The organism is Marisediminicola senii (assembly GCF_011057645.1).
Classification (GTDB): Bacteria; Actinomycetota; Actinomycetes; order Actinomycetales; family Microbacteriaceae; genus Marisediminicola; species Marisediminicola senii.
On the sequence record NZ_JAALGE010000052.1, the window covers coordinates 1 to 19,498 of the forward strand.

General features: G+C 70.2%; 19 protein-coding genes and 1 pseudogene. 10 read left to right on the plus strand and 10 right to left on the minus strand.

Going from position 1 to position 19,498, the window contains the following annotated elements:
- A pseudogene (locus tag G5S38_RS13315) lies at window positions 1-335 on the minus strand (A/G-specific adenine glycosylase); the annotation flags it as partial.
- A gap of 58 nt (window positions 336-393) precedes the next feature.
- Here G5S38_RS13315 and G5S38_RS13320 point away from each other — a divergent pair.
- Window positions 394-1,002 (plus strand): nucleoside/nucleotide kinase family protein, encoded by a 609-nt coding sequence (locus tag G5S38_RS13320; protein WP_165069554.1) that lies wholly within the window; start codon window positions 394-396, stop codon window positions 1,000-1,002.
- Here G5S38_RS13320 and G5S38_RS13325 read toward each other — a convergent pair.
- Window positions 969-1,997, minus strand: coding sequence for a ketopantoate reductase family protein (locus G5S38_RS13325; protein WP_165069556.1), 1,029 nt, complete (start codon window positions 1,995-1,997; stop codon window positions 969-971). The two genes, G5S38_RS13320 and G5S38_RS13325, sit on opposite strands and share 34 nt — an antisense overlap.
- Window positions 1,998-2,067: 70 nt before the next feature.
- Between G5S38_RS13325 and truB the strand changes: the two genes are divergently transcribed.
- The 5 genes from truB to G5S38_RS13350 all read left to right on the plus strand — a co-directional run bounded on the left by truB (window position 2,068) and on the right by G5S38_RS13350 (window position 5,832).
- Window positions 2,068-3,021, plus strand: a complete 954-nt coding sequence (gene truB / locus G5S38_RS13330) for a tRNA pseudouridine(55) synthase TruB (protein WP_165069558.1) — start codon at window positions 2,068-2,070, stop codon at window positions 3,019-3,021.
- A complete protein-coding gene (locus tag G5S38_RS13335) occupies window positions 3,018-3,386 on the plus strand; it encodes a hypothetical protein (RefSeq protein ID WP_165069560.1) in 369 nt (122 codons plus the stop codon). Before truB ends, G5S38_RS13335 begins: the two co-directional genes overlap by 4 nt.
- Before the next feature lie 54 nt (window positions 3,387-3,440).
- Window positions 3,441-3,932, plus strand: a complete 492-nt coding sequence (locus G5S38_RS13340) for a hypothetical protein (RefSeq protein ID WP_165069563.1) — start codon at window positions 3,441-3,443, stop codon at window positions 3,930-3,932.
- A 2-nt stretch (window positions 3,933-3,934) separates the two neighbouring features.
- A complete protein-coding gene (locus G5S38_RS13345; protein WP_165069565.1) occupies window positions 3,935-4,900 on the plus strand; it encodes a bifunctional riboflavin kinase/FAD synthetase in 966 nt (321 codons plus the stop codon).
- Window positions 4,901-4,980: 80 nt separating this feature from the next.
- The gene (locus G5S38_RS13350) at window positions 4,981-5,832 is read left to right on the plus strand and encodes an SDR family oxidoreductase (protein ID WP_165069568.1); all 852 of its coding nucleotides are present in this window, start codon (window positions 4,981-4,983) and stop codon (window positions 5,830-5,832) included.
- Between the two features lie 20 nt (window positions 5,833-5,852).
- On the opposite strand, the gene G5S38_RS13355 is transcribed toward G5S38_RS13350, so the two are convergent.
- The 6 genes from G5S38_RS13355 to G5S38_RS13380 form a co-directional block, all read right to left on the minus strand.
- Entirely contained in the window at window positions 5,853-6,311 is a 459-nt protein-coding gene (locus tag G5S38_RS13355) for a globin (RefSeq protein ID WP_165069570.1), read from the minus strand.
- A 26-nt stretch (window positions 6,312-6,337) separates the two neighbouring features.
- Complete coding sequence (locus G5S38_RS13360) at window positions 6,338-7,444, minus strand: mechanosensitive ion channel family protein (protein ID WP_165069573.1); 1,107 nt, start codon at window positions 7,442-7,444, stop codon at window positions 6,338-6,340.
- Between the two features lie 7 nt (window positions 7,445-7,451).
- Window positions 7,452-10,019: an aminopeptidase N gene (gene pepN / locus G5S38_RS13365; protein WP_165069576.1), complete on the minus strand. Its 2,568-nt coding sequence runs from the start codon at window positions 10,017-10,019 to the stop codon at window positions 7,452-7,454.
- Window positions 10,020-10,127: 108 nt separating this feature from the next.
- Window positions 10,128-10,823, minus strand: coding sequence for a hypothetical protein (locus tag G5S38_RS13370; RefSeq protein ID WP_165069578.1), 696 nt, complete (start codon window positions 10,821-10,823; stop codon window positions 10,128-10,130).
- A gap of 123 nt (window positions 10,824-10,946) precedes the next feature.
- Window positions 10,947-11,384: a cyanase gene (gene cynS / locus G5S38_RS13375; RefSeq protein WP_165069580.1), complete on the minus strand. Its 438-nt coding sequence runs from the start codon at window positions 11,382-11,384 to the stop codon at window positions 10,947-10,949.
- 63 nt (window positions 11,385-11,447) lie between these two features.
- Window positions 11,448-12,293 carry a formate/nitrite transporter family protein gene (locus G5S38_RS13380; protein ID WP_165069583.1) on the minus strand — a complete coding sequence of 282 codons (846 nt, stop codon included), beginning with the start codon at window positions 12,291-12,293 and terminating at the stop codon, window positions 11,448-11,450.
- Between the two features lie 238 nt (window positions 12,294-12,531).
- Between G5S38_RS13380 and G5S38_RS13385 the strand changes: the two genes are divergently transcribed.
- From G5S38_RS13385 to G5S38_RS13400, 4 genes are all read left to right on the plus strand, one after another.
- Entirely contained in the window at window positions 12,532-13,209 is a 678-nt protein-coding gene (locus G5S38_RS13385) for a mycothiol-dependent nitroreductase Rv2466c family protein (RefSeq protein WP_268921081.1), read from the plus strand.
- A gap of 74 nt (window positions 13,210-13,283) precedes the next feature.
- A complete protein-coding gene (locus G5S38_RS13390; protein ID WP_165069587.1) occupies window positions 13,284-13,769 on the plus strand; it encodes a ribose-5-phosphate isomerase in 486 nt (161 codons plus the stop codon).
- Between the two features lie 2 nt (window positions 13,770-13,771).
- Window positions 13,772-14,797 carry an Fpg/Nei family DNA glycosylase gene (locus tag G5S38_RS13395; protein ID WP_165069590.1) on the plus strand — a complete coding sequence of 342 codons (1,026 nt, stop codon included), beginning with the start codon at window positions 13,772-13,774 and terminating at the stop codon, window positions 14,795-14,797.
- Window positions 14,798-14,799: 2 nt separating this feature from the next.
- A complete protein-coding gene (locus G5S38_RS13400) occupies window positions 14,800-16,257 on the plus strand; it encodes an amidohydrolase (RefSeq protein WP_165069594.1) in 1,458 nt (485 codons plus the stop codon).
- A 60-nt stretch (window positions 16,258-16,317) separates the two neighbouring features.
- Here G5S38_RS13400 and G5S38_RS13405 read toward each other — a convergent pair whose 3' ends face one another.
- Both G5S38_RS13405 and G5S38_RS13410 read right to left on the minus strand, forming a co-directional pair.
- Window positions 16,318-16,806, minus strand: a complete 489-nt coding sequence (locus G5S38_RS13405) for a Dps family protein (RefSeq protein WP_165069592.1) — start codon at window positions 16,804-16,806, stop codon at window positions 16,318-16,320.
- 223 nt (window positions 16,807-17,029) lie between these two features.
- Window positions 17,030-19,498 (minus strand): SCO7613 C-terminal domain-containing membrane protein (locus G5S38_RS13410; protein ID WP_407943852.1); only part of this gene is annotated, 2,469 nt, incomplete at its 5' end.

Below are 19,498 nucleotides of genomic sequence, written 5' to 3' on the forward strand. Positions count from 1 at the left end.
GGGCGGGCCTTCAGTCCGCCGAGGGTGGCGGGAGCGGCGCCGCCGTGCCGCTCGGTGACCGCCACCGCGGCAGCGTGCAGGGCGAGCGCGCGCCGCGGGTAGCCGAGGCGTGCCCACGCGCGCACCGCGTCGGCGGGGGAGGCCGCGGCCAGGTCGGCGGGGCTGGGCCAGCGCGCCAGCCACTCCTCGAGGCGCGGGATCACGCGGGCCACCGGGGTCTGCTGCAGCATGACCTCGCTGACCAGGGTTCCCCAGCTGGAGAAGCCGGGGCGACGCCACGGGAGGTCGCGGCCATGGGCCAGGTACCAGGCGTTCACGGGGGCGCTGATATCCACCGGTCCAATCTAGGGGGGTGGGCGCCGCCTCGCCTGCGCACAGGCCTAGGCTGGCCAGATGGCACGCTGGGCACCGCAGAAGACCGACACGCTCGCATCCATCGCGGATGAATACCTGCACAACTACCGTCGCGGACGCACGATCCTCGCCGTCGACGGCGCCCACGGCGCGGGACAGGCCGCATTCGCCGACGACCTCGCCGACGCCCTGAAAAGTTCCGGGGCCCACACGGTGCGGGCATCGCTCGACGACTTCCAGCGTCCGCGGGCCGACCGGGTGCTGCGCGGGGCCGACTCCTCCGAGGGCCAGTACCTCGACTGCTACGACTACTCCGCGCTGCGCCGCGTGCTCATCGAGCCGTTCCGGCTGGGCGAGGGGGCGTCATTCGTGACCGCGGTGTTCGACGCCGACCGCGACGCGCCGACCCCCGCGAAGTGGATCACCGCCCCCGGCGATGCCGTGCTCGTGATCGACGGCGTCTACCTGCTGCGTCCGGAGCTGCGCGGGCTGTGGAACTACTCGATCTGGCTCGACACCCCCGAGGTCGACCCGTCGGCCGGGCAGCGGCTGTACATCGCCGAATCCTCGCCCCGCACCACCGCGATCGCGATCGTCGACAACGCCGACGCCGATCACCCGCGACGGGTCTTCGCCGACTCCTGCTGAACCCTCGCGAGCACCTCCGCCGGCGCCGTGAAGCCGCCCCGGAGCTCCACCTCGTGCACGAGGTCGACCATGACCCGGTTGACCGGCACCGCGATGCCCGTCGCGCCCGCGGCGTCGACGATCGCCCCGTTGAGGTAGTCGATCTCGGTGGCCTGCCCGCGCCTGATGCTCTGCAGCGTCGAACCGGGGTTCGGAACATCGCCCATGCGCCTGGCCATGGCGACCGGAAGCAGCTGGGCCACACGCGACGGCGCGAACCTGAACGCGCGCACCAGCCGGTCTGACAGCCCCTGCATCGAGGCGAAGTGGATGCCGCGTGCCAGCCCCACCTCGGCGGCCTCGCGCATGCTCGCCGTCATGATGCGGCGCAGCCGACGGTCGGCGACGACCTCCTGCACGCTCAGGCCGGTGATGGCCGGCAGCGCATTCACCTGGTTGATGAGCAGCTTGGTCCACTGCGCGCCGGCGAAGTCATCCACCACGCTCACCGGCAGGTCGTCGCCGAGCGCCCGCGTGATGAGTCCGGCCGCGGCGCGCGCGGCTACCCGGTCGCCGCGATCGGAGCCGAGCACCAGGCTGCCGCGCGCCGTCACGTCGACGACGCCGGGCTCGAGGTGCGAGGCGGCGAACAGCGCCAGGCCGCCGACCAGGGGGGAGTGGGGCAGGGCGGCCCGCGCGCCGTCGATCGACTGGAGGCCGTTCTGCACCACGACGACGGGAATGCGGGCGAGCAGCCCGGCGGATGCGCCGATGGCTGCCGCGGCATCCTGCGCCTTCGTGGTGACGAACGCGAGCTCCGGCCGGGCGGTGACCCGGCCCGACGCGGCGATGCGCGCGGTGTAGTCGCCGTATGCCCCGCGCAGCCGCAGGCCATCTGCCCGCATCGCGGCGAGATGCTCGCCGCGGGCCGTGGCCTCGACGTCGTGGCCGGCGCGCGCGAGGAGCGCCGCGATGGTGCCACCGACGGCGCCCGCCCCGATGACCGCAACCCGCATGTTCCCAGCCTAGGGCGAGCTACCCCCGCCACGGCGCCCCACCCCAGCCGGCGCTACTAACCTTGCATGCGTGAACTCCGCCGCAGCCCGCACCACCGACACGACGAGCGGAATCCTCCTCGTCGACAAGCCGGAGGGGTTCACCAGCCACGACGTCGTCGCGCGCACCCGGCGCCTCGCCGGCACCCGCAAGGTCGGCCACGCCGGAACCCTCGACCCGATGGCGACCGGCCTGCTCGTGCTCGGCCTCAACAGCTCGACGCGGCTGCTCACCTACCTCGTCGGGCTCGACAAGGAGTACATCGCGACCATCCGCCTGGGCGAGTCGACGGCGAGCGACGACCGCGAGGGTGACACCGTCGAGGTCGCCCCACCCGGCACGGTGCGCGGCATCGACCCGGCGCGCATCGCCGAGGGCATCGCGAGCCTCAGTGGCGTCATCGAGCAGGTGCCGAGCAGCGTGAGCGCGATCAAGGTCGACGGCAAGCGCGCCTACGCCCTGGTGCGGGCCGGCGAGACCGTCGAGCTGGCGTCGCGCACCGTCACAGTGTCGGCATTCGAGTTGCTGGGGTCGGACGAGGTCGCCATCGACGGGCCGGACGGGCTCACCCGCGACTACCTCGACCTGCGCGTGCGCATCGAGTGCAGCTCCGGCACCTACATCCGCGCGCTGGCCCGCGACCTGGGTGCCGCCCTCGGCGTCGGCGGTCACCTCACGGCGCTGCGGCGCAGCCGGGTCGGACCCTTCTCGGTGATGGATGCCGCGCCCCTCGACACCCTCGACCCGCGGGCGACCCTGCTCGCCCCCGCGGCCGTCGCCGCCACGCTGTTCCCCACCGTCACCCTCGCCCCTGAGCAGGTCGTCGACCTCACGAACGGCAAGCGTGTGGCGCTGCCGGACGCCGCAGACGGTGAACCCATCGCCGCGCTCGCCCCCGACGGACGCCTCGTCGGGCTGATCAGGGTGTCGTCGGGCACCGCCAAGTCGATCATCAACTTTCCGACCGACGAGGTCCTGGCGTGATCGAGACCTTCTCCACCGTGCAGATCGCGGTCGCCGCGATCGCCGGGTTGCTGTGCCTGTCGCTCGGGCTCGGCGGCAAGACCCCGAACGACCTGACCCTCGGCGTCACCCTCCTCGTGGAGGTGCTGCTGCTCGCCCAGGTCGTGGTGTCGATCGTCGCCCCGTTCGTCGGCAACATCGCGACCGGAAGCGTGCTCGAGTTCTGGGTCTACCTCGTCACCGCGGCCCTGCTGCCGCCGCTCGCGGGGCTCTGGGCGCTACTGGAGCGCAACCGGTGGAGCACGGTCATCCTCGGGGTGACCTGCATCTCGGTGGCGATCATGGTGTTCCGCATGAACGAGATCTGGTTCGTGCAGCAGGCCTGATGCCCGCAGCCACCGCGGCGGTGGGTCCAGCCGCGGTGGCCTAATCTGGAAGAAATGGTTCCATCTGCCGCGCGCACTCCGTCGCGCCCTCCTCAGCGCCCCGCGTCACGCGCCACCGGCATCGGTCGCGTCCTCGTCTTCGTCTACGGCATCCTCGCCCTCGCGGCGACCGGGCGGTCGGTGTTCCAGATCGGCACCAAGTTCGGCGAAGCACCGGTGGCGTACGCGCTGTCCGCCCTGGCGGCCGTCGTCTACATCGTCGCCACCATCGCGCTCGTCGCGCCCGGTGCCCGCTGGTACCGCGTCGCGGTCGTCACCATCGCCTTCGAACTCGTCGGCGTGCTGGTCGTGGGCGTGCTGAGCATCTTCGACCCCGTGCTGTTCCCGGATGACACGGTCTGGTCGTTCTTCGGGCGGGGCTACCTGTTCATTCCGCTCATCATCCCCGTGCTCGGCCTGCTCTGGCTGCGCCGCACCTCGCCGCACCGTGCCGGCGCTGAAGCAACCGGCCCCCGGCCCGACGACACCGCGAGCGGACGCGGCTGACCATGCAGTTCTACGACTCCCTCGACGCGATACCCGCCGATCTCGGCCCGACTGCCGTCACCTTCGGCAAGTTCGACGGCATCCACCTGGGCCACCAGCACGTCATCGCCGAGCTGCTCGCCGTCGCCCGCGAGCGTGACCTCACTCCCACCGTCGTGACCTTCGACCGCAACCCGCTCGCCCTGCTCGACCCCGCGCGCGCCCCGGAGAACCTCACCAGCCCCACCCAGAAGCGCCAGCTCATCGAGGCCGCGGGCATCGACGCCATGGTCGAGCTGCCGTTCGACCGCGCCCTCAGCACACGCAGCGCCGAGGACTTCATCGACAACGTACTCGTCGGCGCCCTGCACGCCTCCGTCGTGCTGGTCGGGCCAGACACCCGGTTCGGACGCGGCGGGCTCGGCCACTTCGACACCCTCGTCGACCACAGCGCGGCAGGCGGGTACGAGGTGCGCCGGCTGGAGTTCTTCAGCCCCGACGACGACGTGCGGGTGTCATCCACCCGCATCCGCGCGCTCATGGCCACCGGCAACGTGAGCGAGGCGGCCCGGCTGCTCGGCCGCCGCCCGGTCGTGCGATCCATGGTCGTGCACGGGCAGAAGCGCGGCCGCGCACTCGGCTACCCGACCGCGAACCTCGACCCGGCCATCGAGGGCTTCGTACCCGCCGACGGCGTGTACGCGGGCTACCTCATCCTCGACGGCCGCCGGCTCCCTTCCGCCGTGTCGATCGGCAACAACCCCACCTTCGACGGCGTGCCGCAGCGCCAGGTCGAGGCCTACGTCATCGACGACGACCTCGACCTCTACGACAGGGTCGTCGAGATCGAATTCGTCGAGTTCATTCGCGGCATGGTCAAGTTCGACGGCATCGATCCGCTCATCGTGCAGATGAAGTCGGATACCGACCAGGCCCGCGAGATCCTGCGTGTCGACCAGCTGTCGCGGGCGGCCCTGCAGCGGGACTGACAATCCCGGGTAGCCCGCGTGGGAAGTTTGCCGGTGCCCCCGGCGTTCGGAAGAGCACCGCTCCCGAAAGGACCATTCCCATGTCTCTCGTCATCACCGGTGCCACCGGGCACCTCGGCCGCCTCGTCGTCGAATCGCTGCTCGAGCGCGGCGTCGACCCGTCCACCATCGTGGCCACCGGGCGCCGCGTCGAGGCGCTGGCCGACCTCGCCGAGCGCGGCGTCGGCATCGCAGCGCTGGACTTCGATGACCCGGCGTCGATCGCGACGGCCGTCGCCGGGGCATCCACTGTCCTTCTCGTCTCGGGCAGTGTGCCGGGCAACCGGGTGGCGCAGCACAGCGCCGTCATCGACGCCGCCGTCGCTGCGGGAGTGCAGCGCATCGTCTACACGAGCATCACGCACGCCGACACGACCGAGCTCGTGCTGGCTCCCGAGCACAAGGCCACCGAGCAGGTGCTGATGGATGCCGCGATCGACGTCACCATCCTGCGCAACGGGTGGTACACCGAGAACTACGCCGATCTGATCGACATCGCGGCGGCCACGGGCGAGGTCACCGCGAGTGTCGGCGACGCGCGGGTCGCGAGCGCGACCCGCCGGGACTTCGCGGATGCCGCGGCCGTCGTGCTCACCGACGACGCCCACGCGAACCGCACCTACGAGCTGTCGGGCGACGTCGCGTGGAACTTCGACGACCTCGCCGCAGCCCTCGCCGAGATCACCGGACGCGAGGTCTCGTACCGCCCGCTCACGCCCGAGCAGCACCGGGAGCAGCTGCTCGCGGCCGGCCTCGACGATGGCACGGCGGGATTCGTGGTGGCGCTCGACGCCGGTATCCGCTCCGGTGCGCTGGCGGAGACCCCGGGGGAGCTGTCCGCGCTCATCGGGCGTCCGACGACGCCGCTGGTCGACGGGCTGCGCGGGGCGTAGCTGACCACGCGATATTGCCCTCAGTCGAAGGTGTTCACCATCGCGTGGGCTGCGCGCTCGAGATAGTCCCACAGGGTGGCCTCGTGCAGCGGTGACAGGTCGAGGGAATCGACCGCGACCCGCATGTGCGCGAGCCAGCGGTCGCGGGCGTCGGGGTTGACGGCGAACGGCAGGTGCCGCATGCGGAGCCTCGGGTGCCCGCGCTCTTCGCTGTAGGTTCCCGGGCCTCCCCAGTACTGCTCGAGGAACCCGGTGAGGCGCTGGATGGCGCCTTCGAGGTCGGCCTCCGGATACATCGGGTACAGCACGGGATCGGCGCTGACACCGGCGTAGAACGCGCGTACGAGCTTCTCGAAGGTCGCGCGCCCGCCGACCTGGTCGTAGAAGCTCTGCACGCCGGCGTCGCTTCCCGCACCGGCGGGAGCCCCGGCCTGGCCGACCCGGATGGTGACGGGCTGGCCGCCCGGTGTTCCCGGCATGAGCGGGGACCCACTCGGCTGGTCGGTCATCGGTCACCCGCGCTGTCGTTGTTCTTCTTGGTCTCGAAGCGCACCGCGGGATTTGCGCGGGGGTGCGCGGTCGCCTGCGTGACCTGCACCGGTGCGGTCGGAGCCCGCTCCTCGCTGACCGCGGGGTGCGCGGGAGATGACGCCTGACCGTCGAACACCACGCGGTTGAGCGCGGGCAGGTTCACTCCGCTGTCGTCGAGCGCCTGCTTGAGCTGGCGGCGCAGTTCGCGCGCGACATCCCACTGGTCGGCCGGTCGGGTCTTCATCACCAGGCGGATAGTGAGCGCTTCGGCCGACATCGACTCGAGTCCCCAGATCTCGGGCGCCTCGATGATCTTGCGTCGCCACTGCGTGCTCGATGCCATCGTCGTCGCCGTGTTCAGCATGGTCGCCTGTACCGCGTCGACGTCGGAGTCGTAGGGCGCCGGCAGGTCGATGATGACGCGGGCCCAGCCCTGCGACTTGTTGCCCACGCGCAGGATCTCGCCGTTGCGCACGAACCACAGGGTGCCGTTGACGTCGCGTACCTGCGTGATGCGGATGCCGACCTCCTCGACGACCCCGTTCGCCTCGCCGAGGTCGACGACGTCGCCGACCCCGAGCTGGTCCTCTGCCACCATGAACAGCCCGTTGAGCACGTCCTTGACGATGTTCTGGGCGCCGAAGCCGAGGCCGGCACCGAGTGCGGCGGTGATCAGGGCGAACGACCCGATGATGTTGGTGTCGATCGCGGTCACGATGAGCAGCAGCGCCACGATCACCACGACGACGCTCACCACGTTGTTCAACACCGAGCCGAGCGTGCGCGTGCGCTGCACCACCCTGGCCGCGGCCAGGGGAGACGCCATGATCGCCTGGGTGTCGTCGACGTTCTGGCGCTTCTTGACGCCCGAGACGACCCGGTTCACCACCCGACGGATCACGAAGTGCAGCACGATCCGAATCAGGATCGCGCCCACGATGATGATCAGCACGTTGAGGGCGATACGAAACCCCTCCGACGCCCCGACCGTCGACCAGAACGATGTCCAGTCGACGCCGGGCGCCGGGTCGACGACCTCAGTCGGTGCGACGGTTACCCCCGCGAATCCGGTCAGCCACATACGGCGGTCAGGCCCTGTCCGCGGCCTGCACCATCATGGCGCGTTCGACCCCCGCGAGGTTCTCGATCACGAGGCGACGAAGCGCCGGCGTGCCGGGGTTCTCGTCGAGCCACTGCACGGTGGCCGCCCGCAGGCGCTCGTCGGCCAGCGGCGTCGGGTAGAGCCCGACGACGATCGTCTCGGCGATCGCGTGCGACCTGGTGGCCCACACACCGGTGATGGCATCGAAGTACCGGCCGATGAGACCCGCGAACACCTCGGGATCGTTGCTGTGCTGGTAGCCGATGGTGGTCTGGCGCACGATGGCGTTCGGCGGCTCGGCTCCCTCCGGCTCGACGAGCGACCGGAAGGCGGCGAGCTTGCCCTCGGCGGTCGGAATCGCGGCGGCCACGCGCGCGGCAGCCTGCTGCCCGTTCGCGGTGTTGTCGTTCGCGAGCGCGGCGGCGATCTCCGCCTCGCCCGCTGCGCCGTTCAGTACGAGGCCCTGCAGCAGTTCCCACCGCAGGTCGGTGTCGATCTCGAGTCCGTCGAGTGGTGCCGTGCCGTTGTGCAACGACGTGAGGGCGGCGACGTGCGCCGGGGTGCTCGCGATGTTCGCGAAGAACTTGACGAACTGGAACTGCGCGTCGGAGCCGGCCTCCGCCGACTGCGCGAGGCTCCACAGCGCATCGCCGATGGCCTCGATGGTCTCGGCGCGGCGGTCGGGGGCGATGTACACCCTGGCGACGGTGGACAGCTGCGACAGCGTGGTCCGCAGCGTGGTCGACTCGGTCTCGGTGGCGATGTTGCCGAGCACCAGGCGCACGTAGTCGCTCGCCGTCACCTCGCCGTCGCGGGTGGAGTCCCACATCGCGCCCCAGATGATGGCGCGCGCGAGTGGGTTCGCGATCGACGATAGGTACTCGAGCGCCGTGGCCTGCGACTGGGCGTCGAGGCGGATCTTGGCGTAGGCGAGGTCGTCGTCGTTCACGAGCACCAGGTCGGGGCGCTCCCGTCCGATCAGGCCCGGCACCTCTGTGCGGGCGCCGTCGACGTCGATCTCGATGCGGTCGACGCGCACCAGGGAACCCGCCGCTCGGTCGTAGAACCCGATCGCGAGGCGGTGCGGGCGCAGGGTGGGGTAGTCGGATGCCGCGGTCTGCACGATCGCGAACGAGGCGATGCGCCCGTTCTCGTCGACCTCGAACTCGGGCCGCAGCGTGTTGACGCCCGCGGTCTCGAGCCACAGCGACGCCCACTCGGTCAGCTCCCGGCCCGAAGTGAGCTCGAGCTCAGCGAGCAGGTCGCCGAGTTCGGTGTTGCCGTAGGCGTGCTTGCGAAAGTATGCGGCGACGCCGGCGTAGAACGCGTCGATGCCCACCCAGGCGACGAGCTGCTTGAGCACCGATCCGCCCTTGGCGTAGGTGATGCCGTCGAAGTTGACCTGCACGTCTTCGAGGTCGTTGATGGTCGCGAAGACCGGGTGGGTCGACGGCAGCTGGTCCTGGCGGTACGCCCAGCTCTTCTCCATCGCCTGGAACGTGGTCCACGCCTCGGTCCATTCGGTGGCCTCGGCGGTCGCGATGGTGGACGCCCACTCGGCGAACGACTCGTTCAGCCACAGGTCGTTCCACCAGCGCATGGTGACGAGGTCGCCGAACCACATGTGTGCGAGTTCGTGCAGGATCGTGACGACCCGGCGTTCCTTGACGGCGTCGGTGACCTTGCTGCGGAACACGTACGTCTCGGTGAAGGTGACCGCTCCCGCGTTCTCCATCGCGCCGGCGTTGAACTCGGGCACGAAGAGCTGGTCGTACTTCTCGAACGGGTACGGGTAGTCGAACTTGTCCTCGTAGTAGGCGAAGCCCTGGCGGGTCTTCTCGAAGATGTAGTCGGCGTCGAGGTACTCGAACAGCGACTTGCGGGCGAAGATGCCGAGCGGGATCTCGCGGCCGTCGCTGCTCACCAGGCTGCTGCGGGTCACCTCGTACGGGCCCGCGATGATCGCGGTCACGTAGCTGCTGAGCACGGGCGTCGGCGCGAACCGCCAGACCGCGGCATCCACACCATCGCTCCCCGCGCCGTCGACCGCCTCGGGCTCCGGCGTCGGCGAGTTGCTGATGACCTGCCAGGCGGCGGGGGCGGTCACCGTGAAGGTGAAGCTACCCTTGAGGTCGGGCTGCTCGAACACCGCGAATACGCGGCGCGAGTCGGGAACCTCGAACTGGGAGTACAGGTACACCTCGCCGTCGACGGGGTCGACGAAGCGGTGCAGTCCCTCTCCGGTGTTGGTGTATTCGGCGTCGGCGACGACGACGAGCGTGTTCTGCTCTGCGAGGTCGTCGAGCTGGATGCGGATGCCGTCGCTGACCGCGGCGGGGTCGAGCTCCACGCCGTTGAGCGTGACCGAATGCACCTCGCGGGTGAACGCGTCGATGAAGGTGGATGCCCCGGCCGATGCCGTGAACGTGACGGTGGTGGTGCTGCCGAATACCTCGGCGCCCCGGGTCAGGTCGAGGGCGATGTCATAGCTGGGATCCGAGACGATGGCCCGGCGCTCCTGCGCTTCGATCCTGGTGAGGTTCTCTCCTGGCACGGTTATCTCCTTCGTGAGGGCAGCGGTTCACGGCCGACCTCACAACCCTAGCCGTGACATCCGACGCAGGCTCCGAGCCCCCACCCGGGTGCCGTCACCTCACGCGGATTACGCCGGGAGGAGCGTCGCGGCGCGCGCGGGGGAGCCCGCTTCGGGCGTCAGGATGCGGGTGCTGTCGTCGATCACGGAGCGGAGGAGCTCGTACAGTCGGGCGTCGGGATCGGACATGCAGGCCTCGCCGATGCCGGCGACCGCGAGGGTGACGATCGCGTCGTACATCGGGACCGGCTGGCGGATGGTTCCCGCGAGGGCGGCGAGCTGCTGCTCCGCCCACCGGGTGGCGAGGGGAGCGGCGACCAGGGCCTCATCGACGATCGCCTCGACGGTGGAGAACGCGGCGGGGTCGACGGTCGCGGCGCGGGTCTCACAGCGCAGCAGGGCGACAGCCAGGGCACGCTGGCGGCCCTCGCTCGCGACCGGGAGGGCGCTCGCCGCGGCCCTGACCGCGATGAGCAGGTGCAGTCGTTCGTCGACGGCGGAGGTGCTGCCGTTGCTTCCGAGGCCGACCACGCTCGGCACGAGGGGGGCGAGCCTCGAGCGTCCGCGGTCGGTGGTCCAGTCGTTCACCAGCCGGGCTACGGTGGCGACGGCCGGGTGCGTGCACGCGGGGTGATCGCTCCACTTCTCGCCGGCGAGGAACGAGGCGTACTCCATGAAGCACGCGCCCCGGCGAGGGTTTCGGTGCTTGCCCCTGGCGAGGACGGGCACCACGTCGGGACTGAGTGGGTAGCGGGTGATGGGCACGATGCACCTCCAACGAAACCGGGCGACAGTGCTACCAGTGTCCTCCTGAGTCACCGGATAGACCAGAGGCAATCGGGGCGATGGCGGGGTTTGCCAGCCATCGTCCGATTACCTCCGGGCCGGCTACCAGCGGTAATCGAGGAACTTGCCGTCGAGGGTCACCACGACCCGGTCGCCGTCGGGATGCGGGCGGCGCTTGATGTCGATCGAGAAGTTGATCGCGCTCATGATGCCGTCGCCGAATTCCTCGTGGATGAGCTCCTTGAGGGCAGGCCCGTATACCGAGATCGCCTCGTGGAACCGGTAGATCGTCGGGTCGGACGACGCCGACGTCTCGCCCGCCCGGTATGGCTGGTCGCGCAGCGCGGTCTGCACGTCCTCGTCGAGTTCGAGCAGTTCAGCGGTGCGCCGGGCCTGCTCGGCGGTCATCGGGTGTTGCCCGAGGAGGGCGGCGGTGGTCCAGACCAGGGGTGCGTCGAGTTCGGTGGCGAGCTCTGCCCAGGTCAGGCCGGCCTTCACGCGGGCCGCGCGCACGATGGCTCCGGCGTCGGACTTCGTCATGGGGTGCAAGGGGGTTCTCCTTCGGTGATGCGGTGAGCGGTCGAGATGGGGATGGGGACTGGCTCAGGCGACGGGGGCCTTGTCGCGAACCGGCGCCTCGCGCGGGATGCGCTGCGGGCGGGTGCGGCCGTGGGTGGTGTAGAGCATGAATCCGACGAAGACCAGGCCGCCGACGAGGTTGCCCAGGATGGTGGGGATCTCGTTCCACACCAGGTAGTCGGAGAGGGTGAAGTCGCCGCCGAGCATCAGTCCGGTCGGGAACAGGAACATGTTGACGACGGAGTGCTCGAAGCCCATGTAGAAGAACACGATGATGGGCATCCACATCGCCATGATCTTGCCGGGAACGCTCGTCGAGAGCATCGCCGCGACGACGCCGGTGGAGACCATCCAGTTGCAGAGCATCCCGCGCACGAAGACCGTGAGCCAGCCGGCGGCGCCGTGTTCGGCGTAGCCGAGGGTTCGCGCCTCGCCGATCTCGCCGAGTCGCTCGCCGACCGCGTCGGGGGCGACGGAGAAGCCGTAGGTCACCACGATCGACATCATGAGGGCCACGACAAGCGCGCCGGCGAAATTACCGACGAATACGAGGCCCCAGTTGCGCAACATGGAGCGCCAGGTGACACCCGCCCGCTTGTCGATCAGGGCGAGGGGAACGAGGGTGAACACCCCGGTGAGGAGGTCATAGCCCAGCAGGTAGATCAGCGCGAAGCCGACGGGAAAGAGCAGCGCGCCCACCAGGGCGTTTCCCGTCTGCACGGTGATCGTGACGGCGAAGGCCGCGGCGAGGCCGAGGATCGCACCGCCCATGAATGCGCGGATGACCGTGTCTCGGGTCGCCATCAGCGCCTTCGACTGCCCGGCATCGACCATCTTGGTGACGAAATCAGGGGGACTCACGTATGACATGGGGCACTCGTTCCGGGGGTTGGGCAGGCCAGCGGCCTGGGATCACAAGGAATGAAGAAGGATGTGCCGAGTGTGTTTGTACGGGATTTCGCCGCGGTAACTTTCGAGTTTCGGAGCGGTGACGGTCACCTCACCGCCCCCGTCGGCGAGTGTGAGGGTGCGTCGCCGGCCTCGGATGCCGGCCGCCGGCGGCGCTCCACCGGCGGATCGTTCGGGTCGCGCACGTAGGCTGGCGAGCGTGAATCCAGAACAGAACACCGAACCTTCTGCCGACACCGCCTCCGCTGTCGGCACCGCATCCGCCACCGGCCCCGTCGCCACCGTCGAATTCTGGTTCGACCCCAGCTGCCCGTGGGCGTGGATGACGTCACGCTGGGTGGACGAGGTGCACCGCCAGCGCGAGATCGACGTGACGTGGAACATCATGAGCCTCGCCGTGCTCAACGAGAACAACGACGACATCGACGAGGCGCACAAGGCGTTCTTCCCCCGTGCGCTGCGCTACACCCGCCTGGTCGCGGCCGCGAAGGAACTGCACGGGCAGCAGGTCGTCAAGCCCCTCTACGACGCGCTGGGAACCCGCATCCACCCGGGTGGTGAGAGCGACCCCGATGTCGTCATCCCGGCCGCCATCGCCGAGGTGGGTCTCCCCGCGGACTTGGCGGCGTACGCCGATTCCGACGAATTCGACGCGCAGATGCGGGCATCCCACACCGCAGGCATCTCGCGGGTCGGCCAGGACGTCGGCACTCCCGTGATCGCCGTCAACGGTGTCGCGTTCTTCGGGCCGGTCATCTCTCCTGCACCGAAGGGCGAGATGGCACTCACCCTGTGGGATGGCGTCGTCGCCGCGGCATCCTATGAGGGCTTCTTCGAACTCAAGCGGTCGCGCACGACCGGTCCGGTCTTCGACTGAGCCCGGTTCGCCCGAAACCTCTCGCAGGGGTCGGGGCGGCCGAGGGCTGCCCCGGCCGCTCGTAAACTCTCCTCATGCGCATACATATCGCGACCGACCACGCCGGCCTCGAGTTCAGTCGGGTGTTGCAGCAGCACCTCGGTGAGGCGGGTCACGACGTGGTCGACCACGGACCCACCCAGTACGACGCCCTCGACGACTACCCGAGCTTCTGCATCAACGCGGCGCGCGCCGTGGTCGTCGACCAGCGGGCAGGCGTGGATGCGCTGGGGGTCGTCTTCGGTGGCTCGGGCAACGGCGAGCAGATCGCGGCGAACAAGGTCGTCGGCGTGCGGGCCGCGCTGGTGTGGAGCACGTCGACCGCGATGCTCGCGCGCGAGCACAACGATGCCAACGTGATCGCGATCGGTGCGAGGCAGCACACCCTGGAAGAGGCGACCGCGCTGATCGACGCGTTCATCGCGCAGCCGTTCTCCGGTGAGGAGCGCCACGTGCGCCGCATCGCCCAGCTCGCCGAGTACGAGACGACCGGCCTGATCACCGGCCGGGTGATCGACTAGCCATGCCAGAGGGACATTCCGTACACCGCATCGCTCGCCAGTTCGGGCTGCACTTCGTCGGGCGCACCGTCGCGGCATCCTCTCCCCAGGGGCGTTTCGCCGCGGGGGCTACCGAGATCGACGGGCACCGCATCATCGACGCCCGTGCCGTCGGCAAGCAGATGTTCCTCGAGTTCGACCACGGCCGCTGGCTGCGGGTGCACCTCGGCATGTACGGCGCGTGGGACTTCGCCGGTGACGTGACGGCGGATGCCACGACCGAGGCGTCGGGCGGACGCATGGGGCAGACCGGGCAGCGGGGGATTCCCGCCACTGAAGCGCTCGAGACGGGCAGCATCGGGGCGCCGCGCGGAACGCGCCTGCGGATGGCCGAGCAGGAGGCGCTGATGAACCTGCTCGACGGGCAGGACGGACGCACCTTTCCGCCGGAACCCGTCGGAGCCGTGCGGGTGCGACTGCTGACGGACATCACGGTCGCCGACCTCCGTGGGCCCACCGCGTGCGAGGTGCTGTCGCCGGAAGAGGTGCAGGCGGTCATCGCGAAGCTCGGACCCGACCCGCTCGTCGACCCTGGCAAGAAGAGCGAGAACCGCTTCGTGGCGACAGTGGCGAAGAAGCCGACGCCGATCGGATTGCTGCTCATGGACCAGACCGTGATCAGCGGTATCGGCAACGTCTACCGGGCGGAGTTGCTGTTCCGTGCGCGGCTCGATCCGCACACCCCCGGGCGCGACGTGCCGGAAGAGACCGTGCGCGCGCTGTGGAAGGACTGGACCAAGCTGCTCAAGCTCGGCGTGAAGCTCGGCCAGATGATGACCATGGACGGCCTCAGCAAGAAGAAGTACACCGAGGCGCTCGCGCATCGCGATTCGCGCCACTGGGTGTACCACCGTGAGGGCAAGCCGTGCCGGGTGTGCGGAACCCCGATCGCGATGGAGATGGCGGCGGGGCGCAAGCTGTACTGGTGCCCGGTTGACCAGGCGCCCGCCGGGTCGCCGCCGGTCGGCGCGCGGGCGGATCGCGCGTGAGCATGCTGCTCAGGAACGCCCGCATCGTGGGCGGTGACGATCGGCCCGTCGACATCCTCCTCAAGCGTGGTGTGGTGACCGGGATCGGTGTCGACAGCGCAGGTGGCGCGCTCAGCGGCACAGCGCAGACCGACCTCGGCGGCCGCTGGGTGCATCCGGGGTTCTGGGACAAGCACGTGCACTTCACCCAGCACGCGCTGGCTCGCCGTCGGGTCGACGTGTCGTCGGCGTCGTCGGCGGTCGATGCGGCGGCGATCATGGGTGCTGCCGAGCGTCCACCGGCTGGTCTGCCCCTCGTGGGCTACGGGTTCCGCGACGGGTTGTGGACGGATGCGCCGTCCAGCGCGTTGCTCGACGCCGTCGTTCCCGACGTGCCCGTGGTCGTGCTCAGTGCCGACCTGCACTGCGTCTGGCTCAATACGGCGGCCCTGGTGCGCTACGGGTTCGGTGGGCATCCGACCGGCATCCTGGTCGAGGACGACGCCTTTCCGGTGACCGCGGCCGTGCAGGCGGTGCCATCGGCCATCATCGACGAGTGGGTAGCCGATGGGGCGATGGATGCTGCCCGGCGCGGGGTCGTCGGGGTTGTCGACCTCGAGATGGGTGGGGCGATTCCGGCGTGGACTCGTCGGTTCGCGGACGGTTTTCGTACCCTGCGGGTCGACGCCGGGCTGTACACGGCCGAGCTCGATGCCGCGATCGGGGCCGGGCTCCGCACCGGGCAGGTCGTCGACGGGTCTGACGGCCTGTTGCGGGTCGGTCCGTACAAGGTGATCACCGACGGGTCGCTGAATACCCGTACGGCGTACTGTGTCGAGGCGTACCCGGGGCATCCGGACGAGTTCGGGTTGCTGACCATTCCGACCGACCGGCTGGTGGCGCTGCTCACGCAGGCGTCGGAGGCGGGCCTCTCGCTCGCGGTGCACGCGATCGGTGACGAGGCGAACCGTCTTGCCCTCGACGCGTTCGAGGCCGTCGGGTGCGGTGGGCGAATCGAGCACGCGCAGTTGTTGCGTCCGGAGGACATCGCGCGGTTCCGTGACCTCGGAATCGTCGCGAGTGTGCAGCCGGAGCACGCGATGGATGACCGCGATGTGGCCGACCACCACTGGGCGGGACGCACCGAGCGCTCGTTCGCGCTGAAGAGCCTGCTCACGGCCGGGGTGGGGTTGGAGCTGGGGTCGGATGCGCCGGTCGCTCCGCTCGACCCGTGGGTGACGATCGCTGCTGCGGTGACGCGGACGAGGGATGGGCGTGCGCCGTGGCATCCGGAGCAGGCGATCTCTACGGAGGAGGCGCTCGCGGCGTCGACGAACGGTGTGGCGGGAGTGGCGGTCGGGATGGCGGCGGACCTCGCGGTGCTGGATGCGGATCCGCTCACCGCGACTGCCGATCAGTTGCGCACGTTGCCGGTGGCCGCGACGCTGCTGGCCGGTCATTTCACGCACAACGCGTTGTAGTTAGCGCCGCTCGCCCGGGTGCCGCGACCGACGCATCCGCCCCGCGACGCGACGCGACGCTCAGCTCGACGCGATGTGCGCGAACAGGAACCAGCGGTCCTTGTCGAGGGCACGGGAGATCTCGATGGCGACGTCCTGGCTGACCGGGTCGAGGGTGCCCAGCTCGGTCACGGCGATGCGGAGGTCGTACAGCACGGCGTCGATCTCGGCGATGATCTCCTCGATCAGCCGGTCGGTCGACTGGAACCCCGGCGTGAGCGCCGGGGTCGTCGTGTTCTGCGCGATGCTCTGGATTCGCGCGTCGATGGGAAGGCCGAGGGCCACCACCCGCTCGGCGGCGGTATCGGCGTAGTCCCTGGCGTGATCGACGACCATGTCGAGCAGCTCATGCACGGACTGGAAGTTCGGCCCGCGCACGTGCCAGTGCGCCTGCTTGCCGTCGACGCCGAGCGCGGTGAGTCCGATCACGACGGGGCTGAGGAACTGGGCCACTCCCGCGGCGACGTCGGGATCGGTGGAGGTCTGGGGAACGGTGCGGATGTCGGTCATGGTCGTCTCCTCGGTCGGTGAGCCTCGGTCGGTGGGTACCGTCGGTGGGTATCGGTCGACGGACAGCAATCGATGGGTCGACGCGGGTGCCCCATGAGCACGGGCGATGGTGATGACCGATACGGTACGCCGACTGGCGCGATCCGCAAGCGACTACCGGCGACTCCTGTCGGCAGCCGGGTGCGACCCGGCGCGACGATGAAGCCCCCGACGGTAACGGCCGTCAGCGCAGCGACCCCACCCTCTCGACGATCGCCCGCACGTTCCTGACCCGCTGCTCGTAGCGGGCCGCGAGCACGATGATCAGCACACCGCCGATCGCAAGCCAGAGCCACCAGGGCCCTGCCGTGTAGACCGCGCGAATCTGCGGCGCGAAGGTGGCGATGACGTGCACCAGCACGATGACCGTTCCGATCAGGAACGGCGCCTGCAGTCGACGCTGGGCTCCCACCACGACCACGGCGATGCCGACCACTCCGACGGCGACGAGCCGCCACACCGGCCGGTCGTCGATCGTGGCGAGGAGGGACGGCAGCAGCAGCATGGTCGTGCCCGGCCCGAGCCACGGCCAGCTGCGCGCCCTGGGGTTCTCGGCGAGATGCGACGAGCCGCTTGCTAGCAGCGCGATCGCGATGGGCAGCGTCCCCAGTTCGACCGGGTCGAGGCGCCCCGTGCCGACGGAGACCGCGAGGATCACACCCGCATACGCGATGGCCAGCCACGCCACCGCCACGGTGAACGGCGCCCGGTCGATCAGGAATGCGATCAGGTGGATGGCGCTGAACAACGTCACCGTTCCGATCGTGCGCAGCATCGCGAAGTCCCCACCGGCGATGGCCGCACCCTCGATCGCCAGCACCGCGGTGAAGGCAATCACGGCGATACCGAAGCTCGCCCGCAGGCGGGTGGTCGCGAATTGGCCGGCCGGCGCGTCGTCGAGGGCTCCGCCGAGGGTGGATGCCGCGTCCGACCTCGCAGCGATGCCGAAGCCAGCAACGATCAGCACGACCAGCGCGAAGAGCAGCCACCCGTCGAGCTCGAGCGACCCCGGGCGGTCCCGCACGAGGACGGTCGCGCGACCGATGGCGGTCGTGACGACGCCCACCGCGCCGGCGATTGCCGCGGCATCCATGTAGAGGGCAACCGCGCGGGGAGCCCGCACGAACGTGCCCCCCAGCAGCAGGGCCGTCGAGATCGCGGCGATCACGAGCGCACGGGGCAGCTCTCCGGTGATGGATGCCGCGGCGATGGGCAGCACGGAAACCAGCAGGGCGGCGAGCAGCACCAGGGCGGGAGCAGCGGTGAACGGCACCGCGCGGGCTGCTGAATCGCTGGGCACCGTGCTGGGCTCCGCCGCACGCCGCGCCCCCGCCCGATGGATCACCGCCGCCGTCAGCAGCAGCACACCGGTGAGCGGAAGCACGTAAGCCTCGATCGCGTCGACGCTGGCGTCGGAGAGCCGCCACCACAGGCCCGCGGTGGCGAGCGCGATGGCGAGCCACGCGATGTATCGCCGGGTCGACCTCGACCCGGCGATACCGTCGGCGCTGATCGAGACCAGCAGCGCCGTGACGGCGGTGAGCACGAGCACGAGCCACGCGGCATCCCCACCTTCAACGACGGCGACGAGTACGGCCGGAACCGCCAGGATGGCCACACCGATCTCGCGCACCGCCCGCGGGGTCATCGACGGTCGCAGCAGGGCCGATGCGAGCGATCCCGCGGCGGTGAGCAGGGCAGCGGTGGCGGGTGTGACCGAGGCGATGAACTCGGTGCGTCCCGCCGCGCGCGTCAGGGCTTCGAGGAGCAGGTAGACGGTCGGGCCGAGCGCGACGGACGCGATGATCCGCTCCACCCGGAACGACCGCGTCGTGCGCACCGCGCACCAGATCAGCAGGGCGGCGAGGGCCGCGGCGGCGGAGAGGGCCGCGATGAGACTCCCCTCCGAGACGGGCGAGAAGGTCGATGTCGACGTGGCGACACCGACGGGGTCGATGCGTTCGAGCGGGGCATTGGCCGCGGTCGCGAGTGCGGCCACCAGGGCGGAGGGCGCCGCGATCCAGAACGCGGTGCGGCGGTCGGGGGCGGGCAGCACGCGGTGCGCGGGAATGGTGCGCACCGGAAAGGCGACGGCGACCACGATGAGCGCGGCTACGAGCCCGGTCCACAGCTCCGGTTGTGCCCACCCGGTCGGGGCTGCGCCGTCGTTGGGCGGCAGCAGCTCCGCCACGGCCGAGTAGACGGCGCCCAGCAGCAGCGCGACGGCCGTGCCCGTGAGCGCGGCCGACGCGAAGGAATCGATCTGCCGGATGCTGGCAGCCAGGGCCGCCACGGAGGCCAGCAGCAGTACCAGCCACCCGAGGGCCGGTTCCGAACCCAGCGCGGACGCCACGGCGGCCAACGCCACGAGCCCGACGCCCACCTCCCTGGCCCAGGCCAGCAACTGGGCCGGGGCTGGTGTGATCCTTGGCCCAGCCCCAGCCCCAGCCCCAGCCCCAGCCCCAGCCCCTGCCCCTGCCCCGCGCACCCACCAGGCCAGCGACGCCACCGAGACGATCGCCGCAGCGACGGCGGCCGTCACGGCCCACTCGCCGCGCGCGAAGCCCAGCAGGTGTGAGGCGGCGGCGATGGCGAGCCAGACCGCAGGGGCGATGGCGATGGATGCCGCCACCCGGTCGCTCCACGACCCGTG

Bases quoted from the DNA above. Each gene is read 5' to 3' on its own strand.
- G5S38_RS13395 (WP_165069590.1), top strand. From the start codon at position 13,772: ATGCCAGAGGGACATTCCGTACACCGCATCGCTCGCCAGTTCGGGCTG.
- G5S38_RS13340 (WP_165069563.1), top strand. From the start codon at position 3,441: ATGGTTCCATCTGCCGCGCGCACTCCGTCGCGCCCTCCTCAGCGCCCC.
- G5S38_RS13380 (WP_165069583.1), bottom strand. From the start codon at position 12,293: ATGTCATACGTGAGTCCCCCTGATTTCGTCACCAAGATGGTCGATGCC.
- G5S38_RS13350 (WP_165069568.1), top strand. From the start codon at position 4,981: ATGTCTCTCGTCATCACCGGTGCCACCGGGCACCTCGGCCGCCTCGTC.
- G5S38_RS13325 (WP_165069556.1), bottom strand. From the start codon at position 1,997: ATGCGGGTTGCGGTCATCGGGGCGGGCGCCGTCGGTGGCACCATCGCG.
- G5S38_RS13390 (WP_165069587.1), top strand. From the start codon at position 13,284: ATGCGCATACATATCGCGACCGACCACGCCGGCCTCGAGTTCAGTCGG.
- G5S38_RS13320 (WP_165069554.1), top strand. From the start codon at position 394: ATGGCACGCTGGGCACCGCAGAAGACCGACACGCTCGCATCCATCGCG.
- G5S38_RS13360 (WP_165069573.1), bottom strand. From the start codon at position 7,444: ATGTGGCTGACCGGATTCGCGGGGGTAACCGTCGCACCGACTGAGGTC.
- G5S38_RS13355 (WP_165069570.1), bottom strand. From the start codon at position 6,311: ATGCCGGGAACACCGGGCGGCCAGCCCGTCACCATCCGGGTCGGCCAG.
- G5S38_RS13405 (WP_165069592.1), bottom strand. From the start codon at position 16,806: ATGACCGACATCCGCACCGTTCCCCAGACCTCCACCGATCCCGACGTC.
- G5S38_RS13400 (WP_165069594.1), top strand. From the start codon at position 14,800: ATGCTGCTCAGGAACGCCCGCATCGTGGGCGGTGACGATCGGCCCGTC.
- G5S38_RS13345 (WP_165069565.1), top strand. From the start codon at position 3,935: ATGCAGTTCTACGACTCCCTCGACGCGATACCCGCCGATCTCGGCCCG.
- cynS (WP_165069580.1), bottom strand. From the start codon at position 11,384: ATGACGAAGTCCGACGCCGGAGCCATCGTGCGCGCGGCCCGCGTGAAG.